18 protein-coding genes and 1 pseudogene are annotated in these 21,326 nt (G+C 67.3%); 12 read left to right on the top strand and 7 right to left on the bottom strand.

Annotated elements, in window-relative coordinates; translation table 11 throughout:
• Nucleotides 1-80 precede the first annotated feature (80 nt).
• Nucleotides 81-1,031: a LysR family transcriptional regulator gene (locus tag ACFY1H_RS24070; RefSeq protein ID WP_386949718.1), complete on the top strand. Its 951-nt coding sequence runs from the start codon at nt 81-83 to the stop codon at nt 1,029-1,031.
• Nucleotides 1,032-1,325: 294 nt separating this feature from the next.
• Nucleotides 1,326-1,520: a hypothetical protein gene (locus ACFY1H_RS24065; protein WP_386949715.1), complete on the top strand. Its 195-nt coding sequence runs from the start codon at nt 1,326-1,328 to the stop codon at nt 1,518-1,520.
• A gap of 34 nt (nt 1,521-1,554) precedes the next feature.
• Here ACFY1H_RS24065 and ACFY1H_RS24060 read toward each other — a convergent pair whose 3' ends face one another.
• From ACFY1H_RS24060 to ACFY1H_RS24050, 3 genes are read right to left on the bottom strand one after another with little or no spacing between them, the layout of a single operon-like run.
• Complete coding sequence (locus ACFY1H_RS24060) at nt 1,555-2,481, bottom strand: zinc-binding alcohol dehydrogenase family protein (RefSeq protein ID WP_386949713.1); 927 nt, start codon at nt 2,479-2,481, stop codon at nt 1,555-1,557.
• On the bottom strand, nt 2,481-2,951 hold the full coding sequence (locus ACFY1H_RS24055; RefSeq protein WP_386949710.1) for a pyridoxamine 5'-phosphate oxidase family protein: 471 nt from the start codon (nt 2,949-2,951) through the stop codon (nt 2,481-2,483). Before ACFY1H_RS24055 ends, ACFY1H_RS24060 begins: the two co-directional genes overlap by 1 nt.
• A gap of 14 nt (nt 2,952-2,965) precedes the next feature.
• The gene (locus ACFY1H_RS24050; RefSeq protein ID WP_386949707.1) at nt 2,966-3,118 is read right to left on the bottom strand and encodes a hypothetical protein; all 153 of its coding nucleotides are present in this window, start codon (nt 3,116-3,118) and stop codon (nt 2,966-2,968) included.
• Between the two features lie 73 nt (nt 3,119-3,191).
• Between ACFY1H_RS24050 and ACFY1H_RS24045 the strand changes: the two genes are divergently transcribed.
• The 7 genes from ACFY1H_RS24045 (at nt 3,192) to ACFY1H_RS24015 (ending at nt 12,767) form a co-directional block, all read left to right on the top strand.
• Nucleotides 3,192-4,574: a PLP-dependent aminotransferase family protein gene (locus tag ACFY1H_RS24045; protein ID WP_386949704.1), complete on the top strand. Its 1,383-nt coding sequence runs from the start codon at nt 3,192-3,194 to the stop codon at nt 4,572-4,574.
• A 768-nt stretch (nt 4,575-5,342) separates the two neighbouring features.
• Entirely contained in the window at nt 5,343-7,442 is a 2,100-nt protein-coding gene (locus tag ACFY1H_RS24040) for a hydantoinase/oxoprolinase family protein (RefSeq protein ID WP_386949701.1), read from the top strand.
• Between the two features lie 13 nt (nt 7,443-7,455).
• Nucleotides 7,456-9,450, top strand: coding sequence for a hydantoinase B/oxoprolinase family protein (locus ACFY1H_RS24035; RefSeq protein WP_386949698.1), 1,995 nt, complete (start codon nt 7,456-7,458; stop codon nt 9,448-9,450).
• The gene (locus ACFY1H_RS24030) at nt 9,447-9,740 is read left to right on the top strand and encodes a hypothetical protein (protein WP_366581424.1); all 294 of its coding nucleotides are present in this window, start codon (nt 9,447-9,449) and stop codon (nt 9,738-9,740) included. Before ACFY1H_RS24035 ends, ACFY1H_RS24030 begins: the two co-directional genes overlap by 4 nt.
• Nucleotides 9,737-10,498 carry an SDR family oxidoreductase gene (locus tag ACFY1H_RS24025; RefSeq protein WP_366581426.1) on the top strand — a complete coding sequence of 254 codons (762 nt, stop codon included), beginning with the start codon at nt 9,737-9,739 and terminating at the stop codon, nt 10,496-10,498. The genes ACFY1H_RS24030 and ACFY1H_RS24025 overlap by 4 nt, the downstream gene beginning before the upstream one ends.
• 28 nt (nt 10,499-10,526) lie before the next feature.
• Complete coding sequence (locus ACFY1H_RS24020) at nt 10,527-11,993, top strand: aldehyde dehydrogenase family protein (protein WP_366581427.1); 1,467 nt, start codon at nt 10,527-10,529, stop codon at nt 11,991-11,993.
• Nucleotides 11,994-12,227: 234 nt separating this feature from the next.
• Nucleotides 12,228-12,767, top strand: a complete 540-nt coding sequence (locus tag ACFY1H_RS24015) for a hypothetical protein (RefSeq protein WP_386949694.1) — start codon at nt 12,228-12,230, stop codon at nt 12,765-12,767.
• Nucleotides 12,768-12,884: 117 nt separating this feature from the next.
• Here the strand turns inward: ACFY1H_RS24015 and ACFY1H_RS24010 are convergent, their stop codons facing one another.
• From ACFY1H_RS24010 to ACFY1H_RS24000, 3 genes are all read right to left on the bottom strand, one after another.
• Entirely contained in the window at nt 12,885-13,679 is a 795-nt protein-coding gene (locus tag ACFY1H_RS24010; RefSeq protein ID WP_386949691.1) for an IclR family transcriptional regulator, read from the bottom strand.
• A gap of 233 nt (nt 13,680-13,912) precedes the next feature.
• On the bottom strand, nt 13,913-15,400 hold the full coding sequence (locus ACFY1H_RS24005) for an aldehyde dehydrogenase family protein (protein WP_386949688.1): 1,488 nt from the start codon (nt 15,398-15,400) through the stop codon (nt 13,913-13,915).
• Between the two features lie 44 nt (nt 15,401-15,444).
• Entirely contained in the window at nt 15,445-16,959 is a 1,515-nt protein-coding gene (locus ACFY1H_RS24000; RefSeq protein WP_366581435.1) for a GMC family oxidoreductase N-terminal domain-containing protein, read from the bottom strand.
• 166 nt (nt 16,960-17,125) lie between these two features.
• On the opposite strand from ACFY1H_RS24000, the gene ACFY1H_RS23995 reads away from it, so the two are divergent.
• Together ACFY1H_RS23995 and ACFY1H_RS23990 are read left to right on the top strand one after the other, a co-directional pair.
• Nucleotides 17,126-18,079 carry a helix-turn-helix domain-containing protein gene (locus ACFY1H_RS23995; RefSeq protein ID WP_366581437.1) on the top strand — a complete coding sequence of 318 codons (954 nt, stop codon included), beginning with the start codon at nt 17,126-17,128 and terminating at the stop codon, nt 18,077-18,079.
• Between the two features lie 283 nt (nt 18,080-18,362).
• Nucleotides 18,363-19,308, top strand: a pseudogene (locus ACFY1H_RS23990) (NADP-dependent oxidoreductase).
• 214 nt (nt 19,309-19,522) lie between these two features.
• Here ACFY1H_RS23990 and ACFY1H_RS23985 read toward each other — a convergent pair.
• Nucleotides 19,523-20,446, bottom strand: a complete 924-nt coding sequence (locus ACFY1H_RS23985; RefSeq protein ID WP_386949684.1) for a LysR family transcriptional regulator — start codon at nt 20,444-20,446, stop codon at nt 19,523-19,525.
• A gap of 501 nt (nt 20,447-20,947) precedes the next feature.
• Between ACFY1H_RS23985 and ACFY1H_RS23980 the strand changes: the two genes are divergently transcribed.
• A complete protein-coding gene (locus ACFY1H_RS23980) occupies nt 20,948-21,295 on the top strand; it encodes a GNAT family N-acetyltransferase (RefSeq protein WP_386949680.1) in 348 nt (115 codons plus the stop codon).
• Nucleotides 21,296-21,326 lie beyond the last annotated feature (31 nt).

The following is a 21,326-nucleotide window of genomic DNA, read 5'->3' as shown; positions in this document are numbered from 1 at the left end:
CCGAGCATCAGCCACGGACAAGGGATTCCACAATGCGGAATCAACGTACCCAGCCTAAGGCTGTGGCTTAGGCTGCGGCCATGCGTTACGACTTGGACGACCTGCGGCTCTTTCTCCACATCGTCACGGAGGGGTCGATCACGGCGGGCGCGCATCGCATGCATCTGAGCTTGCCCTCGGCCAGCGCCAGGGTGCGCTCGCTGGAACACCACGCCGGCGTGGCGCTGTTGGTCCGCGGTCGGCGAGGCGTGCGGCCCACGCCCGCGGGGACGACCCTGGCCCGCCACGCGCGCGACGTACTGGACCAGACCGTCCGGCTGGAAAACGCCGTCGCGAGCTACACCCGGTCTCCGGCCGCTCCGCTGGTTCTGCTGGGCGGGGGCTCCGCGATGCACCGGCTCGTGCCGCAAGCCCTGATCTCGTTCCTCGGCGCCCGCCCGGACATCGATGTCACCGTGGCCGAGAGCCGCACTCCACAGACGGTGCGGATGCTGGCCGACGGAGAGGCCGATCTGGGGGTCGTCCTCGACGACGAGGCCGACGGCTGCGGCCTGCGGGTGGAGCCCCTCGGCGACGACTGCCTCGTCGTGATCGGCCAGGCCGGGGGGATCCTCGCCGGGCGGACTTCGCTGACCTACAGCGAAGTTGCCGAACACCCGCTCGTCGGCCTCGACGCCGACTCCTCGCTGCGCCGCTGGATCGAGAAGCACCTGGGGCCCCACGCCCCGGTGGTGCGCCACCGCACCACCGTCGCCAACCTGAGCGTCCTCGTCTCCCTCGCCGCCGCCGGCGTCGGACTTGCCGTCGTGCCACGTCGCGCCATCGACCCCGGCCAGCCACTCGACGTGTGCGAACTGCAGGACCCCTGGGCCAACCGCCACCACCTGCTGGCCTGGGCCGTCAAGGAAGGCCCCGCATCGGCGGCCGCCGAAGCACTCGCAGAACACCTGCGCCGCGCTGCCTTGTCCGAACCTTCTCTCCGCAACGTGCACGCAGACCCCGCCGGCCGCCAATCCTTCGACGACGCCTGACGGAGCACCGGTCACAGCCAGGGTGCGCAACGTGCCGGCGTCGCGTGCTGGTAGTACGCAAAGAACAAGTCGAGCTCCGACCTAAGGCGACGGAGCAGACTTTCTCGTTGGGGCAGCTGCAGATTGCGCCGCGCGGGAAGGCGACCCGACGGCAGGCAGCCATCATCCTGCTTCGTCAGCATCGGCCTGACTCAGGGGCAGAACCCGTGGCCGCCCACTCGACGCGGCGCCCGCCGCGATGGCCCCCGCGCCGTCCGTCGGCTCGGTGATCGGCCAGGCGCGGAGGACGCCGAGATGACGTTGTCGGGCGAGCACACCGAGTACGGCTGGTTCACCCTGAACGGCGCGGCGAAGGCTGTGCGGTGGGATTCCAACCGCGCAGCCCTCCGGGAGCTGGACCACCGGCTACGCCAAGGCATCGGTTGTCCGGTGATCGGGTCGGCGCCGGTGCACAACACGGGGTGTTGCGACGCCGGCGCCGATGTGTGAGAGGTGAGCGGGTTCAGTTATCGGTAAATCGTGGTCAGGTACGAAGGACGACCGGTCCGCCCTTCGTGCCGGAGATGGCGTGCTCGAGTGCTGTCGCTGCCTCGGCCAGTGGCAACACGGCGCCCACCGACAGCGTCAGCCGGCCATCGCCCAGCAACGCCGAGAGCTCTGCGAGCTGGGTGGCGTCTGGGCGCACGTAGACGTTGGTGACGCCGATGCCGCGTTCGGCCGCCGGCGGGTCGCCGGTGATGGTCGCCATCCGGCCACCTTCCCGCAACGCAGCGATGGTGGCGGTGCTGCCCCCGGGAACCGCGTTGAGGGCGGCGTCGGCGCCGAGGCCGCCGGTCAGTTCACGGACGCGGTCGGGCCACTCGCTGTCGTGGTAGTCGAGGACCTCGGCCGCTCCGGCCTGCGTGACCCGAGCGGCGCTCGACGGTCCCGCTGTGGCGATTACGCGGGCGCCACGCAGCGCGGCGAGCTGCACGGCCAATCCGCCAGTGGTGCTGCCCGCGCCGTGGACTAGCAAGGTCTGGTTCTCGGCGAGCTTGAGTGACTCCGACAGGACCTGCTCCGCGGTCAGGGCGGGAACCGGGAATGCGGCCGCCGTCTCCCACGACACGCCGGCAGGCTTCCGCGCGATCAGGCCCGCGTCCACAACCACGCGCTCGGCCCAGCAACCCTGGTGGCTCAGCGGAAGCGGGTGACCGAGGACCTCGTCGCCCGCCCGAAAGTCGGTGACCTGCGAACCGACCGCGACAACCGTTCCGGCGACTTCCACGCCCAGCGCCATCGGCGGTGTCAGCCCGACGTCCCACGCCCCCGTCCGCACGATGTTGTCCCAGTTGCCGACACCGGCCGCGGCAACCTCGATCACCACCTCGCCCGGACCCGGGGCATCAGGCTCGGGGAGGTCGAAGACCTCGACCAGGCCACCGATTTCGCGCACACCAGCGGCACGCATCACATTTTCTCCATTTCATTTTGAACAACCCGATATTTGTCGGACCATTCGGCAACGAGTGCGCCTTCATCGGCACCGCCGAAAGTGTAAGCGGGCGATGTGATCGGTTGGACGTGATCGATGCGGACCAGAACCGCTTCGTGGGCGGGGTAATCCGGTCCGTTCAGGTCGAGCAGCCAGCTGTGCAGCCACTGGTGAATCGACGTTCCACGACCATGAATCGTCGCCGTTCCGGTGAAGCGGTAGCCTCGTCTTCGGAGGAAGTCCACCGCATTCATCTCGAGACGTGGGTCCGCGGTGAGGTTGGCGATCGTCCCGGGTGAGGCAATGTTCATGAACGCGATGTGCTCGTCGTCGTACACCCGTGCCGACCCCTTCGGCGACAGGCTGGGCGAGCCGTCGGGTCGCACCGTCGCGACGAAGGTGAGCTTGGCGGCCTCAACGATCAGCCGCATGTCGGCGTTGATCATCTCCTCGACTCCTGTCATTTCGAATGTGCCCCGGTCGGCCACACCCGAATCCGGTTCGAGCGCCTGGCAGCCCACGGCGACACCTGATCGTCGCCTTCGCCGTGCTCCAGTTCACGGAGGTCGACAGTCACCAGCGGGATGTCCGAAAGCACGCTGGTTTCTTCCATGTCAGCAGGCTAGTCAGCATTCGGACCCGGGGTAGAGTCCAAATCCATGACGGATATGGGTACCACTTCCGGGGTGGAACTCTTCTTGCCGATCGAACCGCCGCGGCCTGGACGGCCCCGTCGGGTCCAGCTCGAAAGCGCCCTGCGTGACGCGGTGCGAACCGGTCGGCTCGCGGCCGGCCAGCGGTTGCCGGCCAGCCGCGTACTGGCCGAAGACCTCGGAGTCTCTCGGCGCCTGGTGGTCGAGGTCTACACCCAGCTGACCGCCGAGGGCTATCTGATCAGCCGGACCGGCTCCGGCACCCGCGTCTCCGACCTTCCCCTGCCACCGGTGACCAACGCGCCCGCTCCGCCCCGGACATTCGAGCGCGCGGTGCGATGGGACCTGCGTCCGGGCCTTCCGACGCTGTCGGGATTCCCGCGCCGCTTCTGGAAGCGCGCGTGGACTGCCGCCGTGGATGCCGCCGCGGATTCCGATCTGGAGTACCCCGACCCCGCCGGGCATCCCCGGCTGCGTCGGGTGCTGGCCGGTTACCTCGGCCGGGTCCGCGGAGTGGACGCTGACCCACAGCGGCTGCTGATCTGCGCGGGCTTCACCCAAGGTCTCCACGTACTCGCCCACACCTTGCGTGCCCGGGGCGCCCGGACCGTCGCAATCGAGGACCCAGGATTGCCGCACCGCGCGCCGATCCTGCGCCAGGCTGGTCTCACGGTCCTGCCGGTCCCGGTCGATGCCGACGGTGTCCTCGTGGACCAACTTCCGGAGCGGGGCGTCGACGCTGTACTGACCACCCCGGCGCACCAGTTCCCGACCGGCGCGATCATGGCACCCGCCCGGAGGGAGGCGGTGCTGGCCTGGGCCGGGCGGTGCGGTGCGTTAGTCGTCGAGGACGATTACGACGGAGAGTTCCGCTTCGATCGTCGCGCCGTGGGCTGCTTGCAAGGCCGTGCACCCGACCGCGTCGTCTACCTCGGATCCGCCAGTAAGACCCTTGCCCCGGCGGTTCGCCTGGGCTGGATGGTCAGCCCGGCCGAGTTGCACGCCGAGCTGGTGCCCAACAAGTTCCTCGCCGATCACGGCAGCCCGGCCATCGATCAGCTCGCTCTGGCGCATCTCATCGAGGTCGGTGACTACGACCGCCACATCCGCGCTGCCCGGAACCGCTACCGAACCGCGCGGCAGGCACTCGAACAGGCCATCGCCCGCCACAACGCGCCCTTGAGGCTCGTCGGGACACCAGCCGGTGTCCAGACTCTCGCCGCCCAGCTCGACGACACGCACCCCGATCAGTTGACCGCGCGCGCCCGTGCGGTCGGGATCGCATTCGACTCCATCACCCGCTACCAGCTCAACCCCGATGCAAACCCGCACGGTGTAGTGATCGGTTACGGCAACATCAGCCCCCACGCCATCGACGAGGCCATCGCCCTGCTTGCCGCCCTCACGCTCCGGTGACCTCAGGATCGAACTCCGACAGGTTGCCGGGACCGGCGAGGCTGGGTCCGGCTCTCGATCCGGCGCCGTCGGCATCACTCTTGCCGCCGGCCGCGGCCGGCATCCCGCGAGAGCTTGTCCGAGCACGGTGATATGCCGGTCCTGGTATGTCCGACGACAGAAGGTGCATTGGCACGTTCTGTCGCCGGTGCTGCATGCTGCCTCACATGGCTGCCGCCGGTCGGACATAGGACGTTCGAAGTATTTCGAGCTGCGCGAAAACATTCCTCGCGGAGACGCGAAGTAGTTTTGATTCTTGCGCCGAGCGCCACGATGTGGCGCTGCACGGCCCGGCAGCGCATCCGCGCGCCCAAGTCCCGAACCGCGAACCTTCGGCTGCGACCGGCCCACGCCCGTGCGGATCGACGGCCGGTTCGTGCCGGCCGGTTCCACGGTGTGCGCGGTGCCGATCGGTTTGGCCGACTGCAACGTCACTGATTGACAAAGCGTTGTCGGACAACGGCAACTGCTGCCGTTCCGCTGCGTGGCGGACCACTCCGCGTCGAGCCGGAGATCACTTCGAAACGCGTTCCGCCTGACCGACGTCAAGCGGGTGGCGAGGTCCACTGCTTCCGCCGGACCTGGGCCGAAACGTCGGGAACCCGTCACCCGGACGCGCGGTGTTCTCTGCCAGGCAGAAACTCGCACTGGACAACAGAGCACGCGGCTGTCTACCGTGTCTCCATCCCAAGTGGAGCTCTGGTCAATGTCGAGTAGAGGGAGCAATCCGTGGCGTACGTGATAGGCATCGATATCGGGGGCACGTTCACGGACGCCTTCGCCGCCGATGAGGCGGGACGGGTGGCCGCGACCAAGACTCCGTCCACTCCGCCCGACTTCTCCCGGGGGTTCCTCGCGGTTCTGGACGAACTGGCCGGAGCGCTCGAGATCGAGACCGCCGAGCTGCTCGCCGACACCCACTACATCGTGCACGGGACGACCTCGACCTTGAACGCGTTGGTCACCGGGGACGTGGCCACGGTCGGTTTCCTCACCACGCGCGGGCACGCGGACTCGATCGCGATCATGAACCTCGAAGGGCGCTACGCGGGACTCGGCTCGGACCAGGTCCAGGACATGGTGCTGACGAACAAGCCGAAGCCGCTGGTGCCGCCGCAGTTGATTCGCGAGCTCGACGAGCGCATCGACCACAAGGGACACGAGGTCGTGGCCCTGGACGAAGCGGCAACCCGGATCGCGATTCGCGAGCTCGTCGCGGCCGGCGCACAGGCCATTGCCGTGTCTTTGTTGTGGAGCTTCCGAAACGACGCGCACGAACGGCGGGTGGGCGAGTTGATCGCGGAGGAGGCGCCCGGGTTGTACGTGGCGCTGTCCTGCGATGTGAGCCCACGGATTCGCGAGTACGCCCGCAGCGCCACCACGATCATGAACACCCAGGTCGGCCCGCGGCTGCGGGACTACCTGCGGCCATTGGAGGCCGAGCTGCGCTCTCTCGGCTTCGGTGGTTCGCTGCTCGTGATGCAGGGTTCGGGCGGCTGCGTCGATTCCGGTGACGCCCCGTCGCGGGCGATCACCACGATCGGCTCCGTCCTGACCGGAGGTGTGGTGGGCTGCACCCGCCTGGCCGACGCCCTGGGGCACCGCAACGTGATCTCCACCGACATGGGCGGAACCACGTTCCTCGCGGGGCTCGTCGTCGACGGTGAACCGGTGGCCACGACGAGCACGGTGCTCAACCAGTACCAGCTGAACGTGCCGATGGTCGACGTGCACACCATCGGCGCCGGCGGCGGCGCGATCGCCTGGGTCGACCCGGGGCGCAACCTGCGCGTCGGTCCGCGCAGCGCCGGTGCGCGGCCGGGCCCGGCGTGCTACGGCGAGGGTGGCACCGAACCGACCGTCAGCGACGTCGACCTGCTGCTCGGCATCATCAACCCGGACAACTTCCTCGGTGGCCGCAAAAAGCTGTCCAAGGACCTCGCGGCCGAGGCCGTGCGGACGCACATCGCCGAGCCACTGGGCCTGTCCGTCGACGACGCCGCGGCCGCGATCTACGCCATCCAGAACGCCCAGACCGCGGACCTCGTCCGCAAAGTCGTCGTCACTTCCGGGCAGGACCCACGCGATTTCGCGCTCTACGCCTTCGGCGGCGCGGGTCCCATGCACTGCGCCAGCTATGCGGCCGACCTCGATGTCGCGGAGGTGGTGGTCCCGCTCGGACCGACCGCCGCGGTGTTTTCCGCCTACGGCCTGGCCGCGTCGGACATCGTGCTCACCGCCGAGATGTCGTCGCCGAGCAACTTCCCCAACCCGGTGGAGGATTTCAACGCGGCGTTCGCGCAGTTGCGTTCGGAGCTCGATGGCCGGCTGGGCGTGCAGAAACTGGCGTTCGGCAACGTCATCTACCGCAACGAGGCCGACCTTCGTTACACGATGCAGCTCGCCGAAGTCCCGACACCGGTCCCGGCCGGCGCGATCGACACGACCGGGCTGGAGGACGTCTCCACCGCCTTCGGTGAGCTCTACGAACGCTTGTACGGCAAGGGGTCCGGGTTCGCCGAGGCGGGTTTGCAGCTGATCACCTACCGCACGCAGGCAGTCGGCGAGCTGCCGATCCGACCTCGGCTGGCAGAGGTCGGCGTCGCGACCGACGCGCCGGTCCCGTCCAGCACCCGCCAGGTTTTCCTCGACGCGCGCCGCGGCTGGCAGCGCGCCGACATCTTCGACTACCGCGCCCTCGGGGCCGGCCAGGAAATCAAGGGCCCCGCCGTCGTCGAGGCCCCGACCACGACGGTCGCCCTGCCCGAAGGCTGCATCGGCCGCGTCGATCGGCTCGGCAACCTCGTCATCAGCTACACCAAGGCCTGAGAGGAACGCGCCGATGCCCGTCATCCCCGTTTCAGGTTCCGAGGAATTCGCGAACCTGCCCACGTCTCCCGCCGAGACCCGCCGGATCGTCGGCGACGCCGTGCGCCTGCACGACATCGATCAGTCCGTCGTGGACGGCCTCGACCCCCTCACCTACGAGGTGATCCGCCACCGCCTCACCTCGATCACCGAGGAGATGGGGGAGGCCCTCAAACGCATGTCCGGCTCGGTCGTGGTGACCGATTGCAACGATTTCGACGCCGCGATCATGGACGAGGTCGGTGACGTCGTCCAGGTCGGCCTCTACAACACCGAACTGGCCGCGTCACTGGACATGGCGGCGAACTGGACACTGCGGCACCGCGCCGCACGTCCCGGAATTCGCCCGGGGGACATGCTTCTGTGCAACGACCCCTGGGTCGGCGGCGGCCTTCACCAGAACGACGTCAGCCTGTTCGCGCCACTGTTCGTCGACGGCGAGCTCTTCGCCTGGACGGGAGCGGTCGCGCACCAGGTCGACCTCGGCGGCGTTTCGCCGGGCAGCTGGTCCGTCGGCGCGACCGACGTGTTCTGGGAGTCCGTGCCGACCCCTCCGGTCAAGATCGTCGAAGGCGGTGAGATCCGTGCCGACATCGAGGACATGTACCTGCGGCGCTCGCGCGTGCCCAAGCTGGTCGCGCTCGACCTGCGGGCCAAGATCGGGGCCAACAACGTCGCGCACGAACGGCTGCGCGCGCTCTGCGACAAGTACGGCGCCGCCACCGTCAAAGCCGTCATGCGCCGCGTGCTCAACGACGCGGAGTCGCGGCTGCGCACGAAACTGTCCGAACTGCCCGACGGTTCCTGGACTTCGGTCGCACACCAGGACTCCGCCCGCTCCGGTGACCGCGGCATCTACAAGATCGTCTGCACCCTCACCAAGACCGGCGACCAGCTGACCTTCGACTTCACCGGCACCGATCCTCAGGTCGACGGCCTGATCAACTGCACCTACGCGGGCCTGCGCGGGGGCATCATGCCGGTCCTGCTGACCACGCTGTGCGGGGACATCCCCTGGGCGCCCGGCGGCCTCTACCGCTGTCTCGACATCGTCAGCGAACCCGGCACGATCAACAACTGCACCTTCCCGGCGGGGATCGGCAAGGCCTCGGTCGCGTCCGCCTGGGCGACCACCAACGTCGTCACCGAATGCCTGGCCGGGCTGCTCGACGCCCACCCCCGGCACCGCGAGCGCCTGATGAGCGTCTGCTGCGGCACGTGGGACTTCGCCTTGCTCGCCGGCGTCGACCAACGCGGCGGTGGCTTCGTCACGATGCTGTGCGACTCGATGGCCGGCGGCCTTGGTGCACGGACCCACTCCGACGGCGTCGATACCGGTGGCCTGGCGTGCATCCCGATGGGACGCGTCGCGGACGTCGAGATGAACGAGTTCAGTTTTCCCATGCTCTACCTGTGGCGTCGAGAAGAGGCGGACTCGGGTGGCCCGGGTCGTTACCGCGGTGGGGTCGGCGCTTCGAGCTGCTTCATCCCCTATGACAGCCCGCTGGGCGGCGTCCACCTCGTCGTCTCCGCACCCGGCAAGGCTCTTCCCCTGGCCGGCGGCCTCGCCGGTGGGCTCCCCGCGGGAACCCAGCACGACGTCCTGTTGAGGTCCACCACCGTCCACGCCGATTTCGCCGACGGGCGCATCCCGTCGTCGCTTGCCGAGCTCGGCGGCGAGCCGGACGTGCTGCCCACGCACCACGAGACGGAGCTCGGCGGCAGCGACGTCTACTTCACGCACTGGCAGGGCGGCGGCGGATACGGGGACCCGATGCTGCGTGATCCGGAGGCGGTCGCGGCCGATGTGATCGCGCACAAGGTCTCGCCGGCCGGAGCGGCGGACGTCTACGGCGTCGTCCTCACGGCAGACGGCACCGTCGACACCGAAGCGACGCGAACCCGCCGCGCAGCACTCCGGCGCAGCCGTGCCGGACTGGACGAAGACCGCCAGGAGGCCAACGCATGACGCTCTTCCTCGACGACAACCTCGAACAGCAACCGGACGGGCAAGTCGTCTGCCGGCACTGCGCACAGGTTCTCGGTGATGCCGCGGCACCGATGCGCGACGCCTTGGTCCGGGAAACCCTGCCCGCCAACGCCGGACCGTCCGTCCGGGAAGACGCGGCCCGGTTCACCGACCGGCCCGTGGTCTTCCGGCAAACCTTCTGCCCCCAGTGCCTGACCCAGCTCCAGGCCGAAATCGTGCCCGGCGACGAACCGTCCTCACGGCACCGCTCCCTGGTGGTGGGCGCATGAGTACCTCGCTGGAGGGACGCACCGTCGTCGTCACCGGCGGAGGGCAAGGATTGGGGCGCGCCTACGCCCAGCGCGTCGCGGCGGACGGTGGGACCGCCGTCATCGCCGACATCAACACCGAGTCCGGGGAGAAGGTCGCCGCCGAGATCACCGAAGCGGGTGGCAATGCTTGCTTCCACTACCTCGACGTCGGCGACCAGGCTTCGTGTCGCGCCTTCGCCGAGTTCGTCGACCGTGAGTTCGGCAGCCTGCACGGCCTGGTGAACAACGCGGCCATCTTCTCGACGATCGTGATGCGCCCGTTCTGGGAGATCCCGGTCGAAGAGTGGGACCGCCTCATGGCCGTAAACCTGCGTGGGCCGTTCCTGCTGACCACCGCGTTATTGCCCGCCCTGAGGCTGGGTGGTGACTCGAGCATCGTCAACGTCTCCTCCGACGCCGTGTGGCTGGGCCGCGCCGGGTACCTGCACTACACCGCGAGCAAAGGCGGCGTGACCGGGATGACCTACTCGATGGCACGCGAACTGGGTGGCGACGGAATCCGCGTGAACGCGATCTCGCCCGGCCCCACTTACACCGAGGTGCCCCGGGGGACTGTCTCGGCGGCTCAAAAGGAAGCGATGCACGCCGCGCAAGCACTCCACCGGGACGCCGGACCCGAGGACATGGTCGGTGTTGTCGCGTTCCTGCTCTCCGACGACAGCCGTTTCATCACCGGACAAGTCCTCTCCGTCAGCGGTGGGTTGCTTCACCGATGACTCCTCCGACAAGTGAAGGACTCCCCACATGACCACGCGGGACCTGCTCTCCACCGTCGTCGACCGGTCTTGGGAGGTGCAGCTTCACGGCCGCCCGATGCCGACGCGGAACCGATACGAGATCGAAGACCCCACGACCGGCCGGCGCCTGACCGACGCGCCCGACTGCTCGGCCGGCGAAGTGGACGAGATCGTCCGCGCGGCAGCCGAAGCCCAGCGTGAGTGGGCAAAACTACCTGTGCGTGCCCGCGCCGCGAAGGTTCGCGCATTCGCCGAGCTCCTCCGCGCTCATGAGGAGGAACTGGCGACGATCGACACGATCGACGCCGGCTTCCCGCTGCCGGTGATGCGGGCGGATGTCGGCGCCGCGGCGACGATCGTCGACATCATGGCCGACCACGCACTGCAGCTCGGTGGGTCGACCTATCCGTTGTCGGGCAACCTGCATTACAGCCTGCAGGAGCCCTACGGCGTCGTCGCGCGCATTGTGCCGTTCAACCACCCGCTGTTCTTCGCCGCCTCCAAGGTCGCGGCGCCACTGGTTGCAGGCAACGCGGTCGTGCTCAAGGCTCCCGACCAGACGCCTCTGTCCGCATTGAGAATGGCGGAGCTGGCAGCCGAAGTCTTCGGCCCCGATCTCTGCGCGGTCATCAGCGGGCGCGGCGCGGTCAGCGGAGCCGCGCTTGTCGCGCATCCACTGATCCGGCGCATCGGTTTCATCGGTGCTCCCGACACCGGCCGGATGATTCAACGCTCAGCCGCCGAGGCCGGTGTCAAGTACGTCAGCCTCGAACTGGGTGGCAAGAACGCCCTTGTCGTCCTGCCCGACGCGGATCTGGACCGAGCTGTCGAGAGCGCGGTGTTCGGGATGAACTACACGGCCACGGCCGGTCAGTCCTGTGGCTCGACCAGCCGGCTGCTGCTGCACGAATCGATCGCCGATCAGGTTCTCGAGGCGGTCGTCGAACATGTCCGATCGATTCGCGTCGGCCACCCGCTCGACGCGGACACTCAGATGGGTCCCGTGATTTCCTGCAACCAGTACGACAAATCCCTGGACGCCATCGCTGCGGCAACCTCTGCGGGCGGCAAGGCGCTCGCGGGAGGCGGTCGACCCGACACTGTCGGACCGGACGGGTGGTACGTCTCTCCCACGGTGCTGGCGGGAATTTCTCCCGACAATCCAGCCGCGGTTGCCGAGATCTTCGGTCCGGTGCTGTCGGTGCTGACATTCCGGGACGAAGCCGAAGCGGTCGCCATCGCCAACAGCAGCGAATACGGACTTACCGCGGGAGTCTTCACCAGTGACGTCACCCGCGCTCACCGGATCGCGAGCGAGTTGCAGGCCGGCTACGTATGGATCAACGGAAGTTCCCGGCATTACTGGGGCCTCCCGTTCGGCGGCGTGAAGTCGTCGGGCGTCGGCCGTGAAGAGTCGGTGGACGAGCTGCTGTCTTACACTGAAACCAAGGCAGTGACCGTTGTGATGGAGTGAAAGCGGTACGTCGCGGGCCTCACCCTGAGCACTCCCTGCACTCGCAAGTGCGCAGGGTGGGGCCGTGAAATGTGACGATCGTGGAGAGGGCCGCGTCGGCGGCCGGGAGCAGCGCTGCGGCGGCGCCGGGACCGACGCCGTATCGCTGCAGCAGCCCGGGTATGTGGGCGTTGACGGCGTCGGTGATTCGCCGGCCGAGTTGCTGCACCGCATTTTGTGCCATGATCGAGTGTCATGACGACCCGTATCGATGTGCGGCAGCTGCCTCAGGACGTCGCGGACCTCATCATCGGCGGCGAGGACCTCGTGATCACGAGGGACGGCGAACCGATCGCGACCGTGACAAGCACCGCGTTCGACGTCGATCCCGGCACGCGGGAAGGCTACGACAACCCGACGGTCGTGGCCACCACGATGAAGCTGTCCCGTGCGGCCCGTGCGGCGCTGTCCGAGCAGTTGGGGTCGGATTACATCGTGCTGGACTTGCACTCCGCGCCGAAGACGGCGGATGTGGTGCTGGTGCCGCCGGTGAGCCCGCAGCTGATCAGCGCCTTGCGCGAGACGTACCCGAAGGCGCGTGTCGTTGTCGCCGAGATCGAGGACCCGGAATGGGGCATCCGCTACGAGGGGCCGATCCGCCGCATGATCGACGCGGGCGCCGAGACCTACCTGGCATCAACGACGATCCCGCGCCTGGCGGCGCAGCTCGACCACGTCGTTGTCCAACAGAAGCTTCACATCGCGGGCCCGACGCAGCTGACAATCGAGGAATAGCCCACCGAATGCTCAGCAGGTCCTCGATCAACGCCCACTGATCGTCTGACAGCAACTGGAACCGTGACACACGGACTGCATGGCAGTCACACGCCAAGACCCTTTGTCAGACAAGTACTAGTGCAGTAGAAGGACCGCTTGGGCGATCGTCTCTTTGAGACGCTGGCCGACATGCCGGACCTCCACCCGCGACAGGCGTCCCACCGGCACCGAAACGTTGATCGCGAGCCGGGCCGGGAGGTTGCCGGCGGGGAAGGCGGCGGCGATCGATGCCACGCCGTCCTCGCTCTCCTCGTTGCTCGTCGCGTACCCGCGCCGCCGGACCCGTTCGATCTCTCGCTTCAGTTCGCTGCGCGTTCCCACCGAATTGACGGTCAGGGTTTCGAGCTGCTCGTCGGGATACATCCGGTGCAGGTCTTCGGTCGAGAACTCCGCCAACAGCGCCTTGCCGGTCGATGTGCAGTTGGCCGGCATCGCCTGGCCCAGCCGCGACGCGACGCGGACCGCGCGCGTACTCTCGAAGGCGTCGATGAACCGCACCGTGGTGCCGTCGAGGATCGCCAGATGGACGGTCTCGGCGAACTCGTTCTTGAGTTCCTCGAGAAATGGACGGAGTGTTTCGCGCACGTCAAACCGCTGCATGACGGAGAACGCCACGGCTGTGAGCGTCGTGCCCGGCCGGTACGCTTTGGTTCGGGGGTCTTGCCGGATGAAACCGTGGTATTGCAGCATCGCCAGCAGCCGGTGTGCGGTGGAAGATGCCACCTCCAAGTACTCGGCTACCTCTGTCATCCGCAGCTCGGGACGATCCCCCAACAGCAACAGGACCCGAAGAGCCTTGTCGACCGAATCAATCGGGTATTGCGGCGCAGGCGAATGAGCCCGGGCGGGGTCGAGAGCGGGCTTCTTCATGATAAAAGCTTACGGCACGGGGCTGGTCCGGTGAACCCGTAATCGCTGGTTTCCACTCCAAGCTGTCCCACTCACTGCCAGCTTACGGTTGTCGAGTTTGCCGCCCATGAACGCCGCGTGGGATTGCGGAAGAACGGTGACCGACAATGGCCGACCTTCTCCTTCCGTGTCGCACAGTGGCCCCGGTAGATCTCTATCGGGGCCACCGCGCCTCAGCGTGACGAACGTGAGTCTCAGAATGGCAGGTTACGGGTACCCAGCTCCACGCTCATCCATCGCAGCTCACTGAAGTCGTTGAGCGCGTCAGGCCCTGAACGTCCCCAACCACTCTCCTTGGTGCCACCGTTGGGCAGGTGCGGTTCGTCGTCGATCGTCGGGCCGTTCACGTGCACGGCACCGCTGTTGATCCGCGATGCCACTGCCATCCCGCGGCTCGTGTCGCCGGTGACCACGGAGAACGACAACCCGTAGCGGCTCGCGTTCGCCAGCTCCACGCCCTCGTCGTCATTATCGATCGGCCGGACGACCACCACCGGCCCGAACGTCTCTTCACACGAAAGATCGTTCTCATCGGGCGCGTCGACGATGATGGTGGGCTCGAACATCCGACCGTCATTGACGCCGCCGGAGAAGATTCGAGCGCCGGCATTTACCGCGTCATCGATCCTCGCGCGTACGGCGCCCGCGGCTCGGTCGTTGATCAACGGGCCGAAGATCGTGTCCGGTTCGCTCGGGTCTCCCATCGGCATGGACCGGGCCACCGCGGAGAACTTGGCGAGGAACTCGTCGTAGACCGAGCGCTGAACGAGAATCCGGCGGGCACTCATACAAGTCTGGCCTTGGTGGAAGAATGAGCTGAATGCCGCCAGCTTGGCCGCATGGTCGAGGTCGGCATCGTCGAGGACCATCATGTGGTTGTAGCCGCCGAGCTCAAGCACTGTTCGTTTCAGCGCGGCCCCCGCACGGGCTGCGATGATCTTGGCGGTGGCAGCCGATCCGGTGAAGTACAGGCATCGCACTGCGGGGTTCTCGTAGAACTCCTCCGAGACGGCAGCGGCGTCGGCCGCGGCATGGGTGACGACGTTGATCACCCCCGCGGGGAATCCGGCGTCGTGCAGAACCTGCGCGATCAGCACACCACCGGTCACCGGGGCTTCCTCCGATGGCTTGAGCACCACAGTGTTCCCGGCCGCGAGCGGCGCGACCACGGCGCGCCAGGCCAGCAGGTTTGCGCCGTTCCACGGAGAGAAGCTGGCAACAACCCCGAGTGGCTTTCGTTCCGCGAACTGCATCGTGTGGGGGTGATCGGTGGTGAGGATCTTGCCTTTGCTTTCGAAGACCCAGCCGGCGGCCAGCCGCAGCAGCTGAGCGGACCACGTCATCTGGTACATCGCGAAGCCAAAGCCGGCCCCGGTCTCCGTCGCCAACGCCTGCACAACCGCTTGGCTTCGCTGTTCGAGAAGTTCGGCCGCCCGGAGGAACAATGCCTGTTTGGCGGAGGGTGACATCGCTGACCACTTCGGCTGGGCCCGATCGGCGGCGGCGACCGCATCGGCCATGTCCGTGCGAGAGCTGGCCGGTACCCGCGCGAACACGGACCCGTCGAGTGGGTTCAGAGAGTCGAACGTGGCGCCGCTCCGCGCTGAGGTCCAAGTCCCGTCGATCAGCTGGTCGTATTCGCGGACGCCGAGATCGATCTCGGGTGAGCTGGTGAGCGTCATGAATCGTTCCTTCGGAGGTGAATGATCCGGCCAGGGGAGTCAAGTCAAGAGCCGATGAGGTCGGAGGCCTTTTCCCCGATCATCATCACTGCCGCGTTCGGGTTGACGACGGGAAGGCGTGGCATGATCGATGCGTCCGCGATTCGCAGCCCGCGGATCCCGTGGACGCGCAGATCGGGGCCGACCACTGCCGTCGGTCCCACACCCATCGCGCAGCTGCCACTCGAGTGGTTGTAGCAGCCCGTTCCACGGGTGACGTAGTCGCGAAGAGCGGCGCCGTCAGTTGCCGCGGGGCCGGGGAGTGATTCCTGTTTTATCAGGCCGGCGAACGGTTCGGTTGCGGCTATTTCCCGGATAACACGGATTCCGTGCACGAGCCGGCTTACATCGTGTTCATCGGCGAGCAAGTTGAGATCGATTTGCGGGGGAGTCTCAGGGTCGGCGTTGACGATGCGCAGCGAGCCGCGGCTCTTCGGAACGACCGTGACGCCGATGGTGAAACTGTTGGCAGGGGCCTGCAGCTCTGGTTGATGGAACGGCACCTCGATGAACACCAACTGCATGTCGGGCGCTTCGAGAGCCGGATTGCTGCGGAAAACCATGGACGCCTCGGTGTGCGACCCGAGGCTGTCGGCGGCCGGTTCGGCGAGCTCGAACACGACGCTGCACAGCGGGTGCTCGTGGAGGTTCGCGCCGACGCCCGGAAGGTCGAAGGCCACGTCGACCCCGGCCGCCGTCAGCACGTCGGCGGGCCCTGCGCCGGAGAGCATCAGGAGACGGGGGGTGTCGATGGCGCCCGCGCTGAGGATGACCTCGCTCGAGGCCTCGGCCGACACCAGCCTCCCGTCCTTCACGAACTCGACGCCTGCACATCGATCACCGTCGAAGACCAACTTCCGAGCTCGTGAATTCGTCGCGACGGTGAGATTCGGACGGGTGTCCATGATCGGGTGAAGGTAACCGTCGGCGCTGCTTTGGCGGCGCCCGTTGACGATGTTGAGATCGTGCAGGCCGACCCCCTCCTGGTGCGGGCCGTTGAAATCGTCGGTGCGCGGATGTCCCGCGGCGACCGCCGCGTCGACGAAGACCTGTGTCAAGGGATGCGGGTTCTCCGCGACGGCCGGCCGCATCGGACCGCTGTCGCCGCGGTACTTCGGGTCACCGTCGGGTACTGATTCGAGTCGTTTGAAGTAGGGCAGCACGCCTTCGTAGTCCCAGCCGCCGCAACCCGCGGCGGCCCATGCGTCGAAGTCCGCGCGGTGTCCTCGGAGCCACAGCATGGCGTTGATGGCGCTCGAACCGCCGAGTGTCCGTCCCCGGGGCACGTACTTCTCGACGCCGCCGGCATGCTGCTGAGGTACCGTCCGATATGCGTAGTCGACGGCTGTTCCCCACAGCGCCGGCCATGCTGCCGGCACGCTGATGTCGGGCAGCGTGTCGGGCGGGCCGGCTTCGAGCAGCAGAACGGTCGCGTCGGGGCGTTCGGACAGCCGCGCCGCGACCACAGAGCCGGCGGAACCCGCACCGACGACGATGTAGGTGTAACAGTTTTCCGACACTGCCCTACCCTTCTTCTTCGTCCGGTGTTCCACCGGGGTTGGGCTGGTTGACCGCTAGTAGACGCCATGAAGCCGCGTCGCCGGTTGTCGATTTGCGCCACGGTGTAGGAGGTTTCCGCCGATGTCACAGCCAGTCGGACAGAGGTCACCGGACCGACGTGACGTCTTGAAAGGTGATTCCTGGCGCGCGCATGTGCAGTCGGTGTTCGCGGGAACGACGCCCGAGGGGGTCGGGACCCGCGAGCCGCTCGGGAACGTCTACCAAGCCAAGCTGGGCCTGGTCGAAGCGTTCAACGTCGCGGGCAACCCGCAGGTATTCGTCCGGTCGGCGGCCGATATCGGTCGGATCGGCAGTGATCACCTCAAGGTCTGTTTGCAGCTGCGTGGCAGCGCGATCGTCTGCCAGGGCAGTCGTGAAGTTGCCATCGAACAGGGCCAGTTGGCGGTGTACGACACGGGGAAGCCGTACTCGCTGAGCTTCGGTGGAATGTGGTCTTGCGCTGTGCTGACGCTGCCTCGGCATGCCCTCGGCATGCGTCACCAGGCTGTTGCTGCCGCGATGGACCATCCGTTCCCCGCTTCAGACGGGGCCGGCGCCGTGCTGGCTGAATTTCTGGTGAGCAGCGTGGCGCAGCGTGACCGATTGCAGCTCGATACGGCTGCACGCATGGGTGATGCCGGCCTCGCGCTCCTGGGTGCGACGCTGGCAAACGCTGAACCTGCTGCCCCCGCACCAGCATCGACACTTCGCCTGGAGATCCTCGCGTTCGTTCGTGCTCACCTGGCCGATCCGCATCTGTCCCACGCGTCTGTCGCCGCAGCTCACCACATGTCGGCCCGAACTCTCGATCGGTTGTTCGCTGACGAGCCTTGCACGGTCGCTGACTACATACGGCATCTGCGGTTGGAAGGTGTGCGTCGAGATCTGGGCGACCCGTCGCAGGCGCACCGGACGATCGCATCCTTGGCCTCCGGCTGGGGATTCGCGGACCCGGCGCATTTCAGCCGGTTGTGTCGCGCCAAGTACGGTCTCAGTCCGTCACAGCTGCGAGCGGACCCCGCGGCCGGATCGGTAGCTGCTCGGGCGGCACTCACGCCGGAAACACCCCCGTTTGGGTGAAGTGAACGCCGCCTATTGTGGATCTGACCGCTGTCCGACGCGATGGCGAAGACGTCCTCCGGCGGAGCTACTGCGATATGCCGGTTTGGACATGGGCGAGCCGCATAACAGCATTTGTCCTCCCTTGCACCCACCCGCAAGATGTGCGTAACGCGGCGGCAAAACTGGTCGGCCCGCGGCACCTCGCGGTTGGGGTTGGCAGGTTCTTCCGGAGACGGCCATGATGGACTATATCGTCCACAATAAGTGGCACGACGGCCGAACGAAGAGAGAAGGGTGCCGGATGAAGGCGATCACGGTGACGGACGAGGTCGCGGGACGGGCCGGGATGAAGCTCGCTGAACGACCCGATCCGGATACCGCGAAGCTCGCCGACCTCGCGGGCGCGAACTACGGCGATGTCGTCGTTCAGGTTCACGCTTCGGGCTTTACCTGGGATGAGCTGTCGTGGCCGTCCACGTGGATCGATCGGCTCGGGCGTGACCGCACGCCGTCGATCCCAGGGCACGAAGTTGCCGGAGTGGTCACTTCTCTCAGCTACGGCGCGGCCGGCCTGTCCGTCGGTCAGCGCGTGTTCGGCCTCACGGACTGGACCCCGTGACGGCACCCTCGCGGAATACGTGGTCGTCGAGGCGCGCAACCTCGCACCGTTGCCGGGCGATGTCGACTTCACCACCGGCGCGGGCCTGGTGATGTCGGGTTTGACCGCGTGGCAAGGGCTGATCGAACACGGCCGCCTGCAAGCAGGGCAAAGCGTTCTCATCCACGGTGCGGCCGGCGTGGTCGGATCGATGGCAACGCAGCTCGCGCGGGAAGCGGGTGCCTACGTCATCGGTACCGGGCGCGCCTCCGGCCGCCAGGCGGCACTCGACTTCGGCGCACAGGAGTTCGTTGACCTCGAGAACGACACGCTGGAGGACGTCGGCGGAGTCGACCTGGTGTTTGACGTTTTCGGCGGCGATATCGGGAAGCGGTCCGCGGCGCTGGTCCGAGATGGCGGATCGCTGGTGACCGTCGCCGGACCGCCGGAGGCACGGCCCCGTTCCGGTCTGGCGGTCGACTTCGTTGTACAGCCCGATCGCGCCCAACTCGGCGAGATCGCCCAGCGGGTGCGCGACGGGAGGGTGCGGACGAACATCGGCAATGTCGCGCCCCTCGATGACGCCGTCGCGGCGTTCAACCCCACTGTGCCGCCCAAGGGCAAGACGATCATCCAAGTCCGCTCGTAAGGGTTCGGCCACAGTGGCCGATTCTGTTTTTTGTCGGATCCACGTCAGCAGCATCGCCATCGTTGAAGAGGGTGGATTCGCTTTCTGGAGATTGCGGAGATCAACCAAGTAGACGAATGTCCTGGTCGCCGCGCCGGCCGCGTCGAACGCCCCTGTCAGCAAAGGATCCTTTGCTGACAGGGGCGTTTCACCTTCTGGGCGAACATTCCTACCCTCAGTCGCCGCCCGATGTCGGTTCGTCCGTGCCGTCTTCGTCGTCGGCGTGGGCCAGCAGGTGGTCGCGGAGTGCGCGGGCCGTGTCCGAGAGATCGCGGTCGCTGGTGAAGCAGGCGAGCAGCCGCCGATCCGCCCATGGTTCGGCCAGGGGGGCGGCGGCCAGGGTGCCGCTGGTGCGCCAGCGCCGCACGCTGTACCAGGGCAGGATGGCGATGCCGATTCCCCCGGCCACGGCGTGACAGGCGGCGTCGATGGTGGGCAGCCGGACGCGATACCTCGGCTGGGTGCCGAGCGGCTGGGCGTGCGTCTCCAGGTGCTCTTGCAACGGGCTGGCGACGTTCAGGCCGACGAACGCGCGACCCAGCACGTCGGCGTACGGTACCCGGGACAGGCGGGCCAGCGGGTCGTCGGGGAGGGTGACGACCACCAGCGGATCCGGGCGGATCACCGGGGTTTCGAGCTGCACGAGTTCGTGGGAGTCGGCGACGATTCCGATATCGGCGCGGCCTCCGGCCACCGCTGCGACAATGCGGTGGCTCGGGCGTTCCTCCAGGTCGATGCGGGCGTGCGGGTACCGGGCGAGAAACGAGACGGCGGCGGCCGGCATGAGGCTCGCGGTGCCGGCGGCGTTGGCCCGGACGCGGACGGTGGCGCCGTGTCCCTGCGCATACTCGTCAAGTTCTGTGCGCAGCCGGCCGACCGCGTGGCACACGGACCTGGCGTGGCGGACCAGCACCTGTCCCGCCGGGGTGAGGGCGACTCCGCGGCGGCCACGGTCGAAGAGCGTCACGCCCAGGGTGCGCTCCAGGTTGCTGATGCGCCCGCTGGCCGAGGGTACGGACAGCCGGGCCCGGGCCGCGCCGTGCGTGATACTGCCGGTCTCCGCGACCGCCGTCACGAGGTCGAGATCGATGAGGTCCACTGACAGTTCCTGTCTTGGTGATACGTGCACGGCACGTTCACACTTCGTGTTTTCCGAACCCTGGTCTCGATGGCTGTGCAGCATTCTCACCCGAGCATGACGACCCGCACCGAGCACGGCGGCGGGTTCGCGCCGACGGAGGTACCCGTGCGCACCTACCGGAGGCTGATCTCCCATGCCCCGTGATGGTCTTGAACATGTTCGGGACGAAGCCGAGCTGCGCTCCGATCCTGTCGGGGACACTCCGTGTGCTCGCCGGCGCGTTCCTACGCGCTGCTGGTGAGCTTCTGACGGTGCCGTTCAGCCACTTCGTTGACGTCGGCAGCGCTCCCTCCGCGCGCGCCCTGTGACAGGAGAAAAACGTCACCGCGGTGAACACCCCCGCATCAAGCGCGCTGCGCGGACAAGGCGGCCGGTCGGCGTGGCCGGCACGGACTCCCAGTCCCGTGTGGTGCTCGTACGCGACCGGCCATTGCTCGAGAAGGCGTCAGGAGAGATGAAGTGGATTTTGAGATGGATGTACAGAGGAACGCCGAAAATGGTTCGTATGAGGCTGTCGTGGACGGGCAGGTGGTCGGCATGATCGTCTACCACACGCCGCGTGGTGATCAGCGGGTGACGCTCAGCCATACGATTGTCGAGCCCGAGTATCGCGGTCGTGGGATCGCGACGCGGCTGGTGAAATATGCTTTGGACGATCTGCTGGCGCGGGACCTGAAGCTCACCAATTACTGCACCTTTGTGGCGGATTACATTGCCGATCACCCTGAGTACAAGGGGTTGGTTGATGGCCGGTTCCCGGGCCGTGCGGTGGTGCCTGATCGCGCGCCGCGCGAGCGCACCAATTGACGGACGTGCCCGACCGTCGCTGACCCCTCAC

Origin of the sequence: Amycolatopsis sp. NPDC001319, assembly GCF_042896185.1 — a bacterium.
In the GTDB taxonomy this organism is placed as follows: Bacteria; Actinomycetota; Actinomycetes; order Mycobacteriales; family Pseudonocardiaceae; genus Amycolatopsis.
The sequence above is the reverse complement of the archived record's forward strand: the minus strand, read 5'-3'. Positions and strand labels throughout refer to the sequence as shown.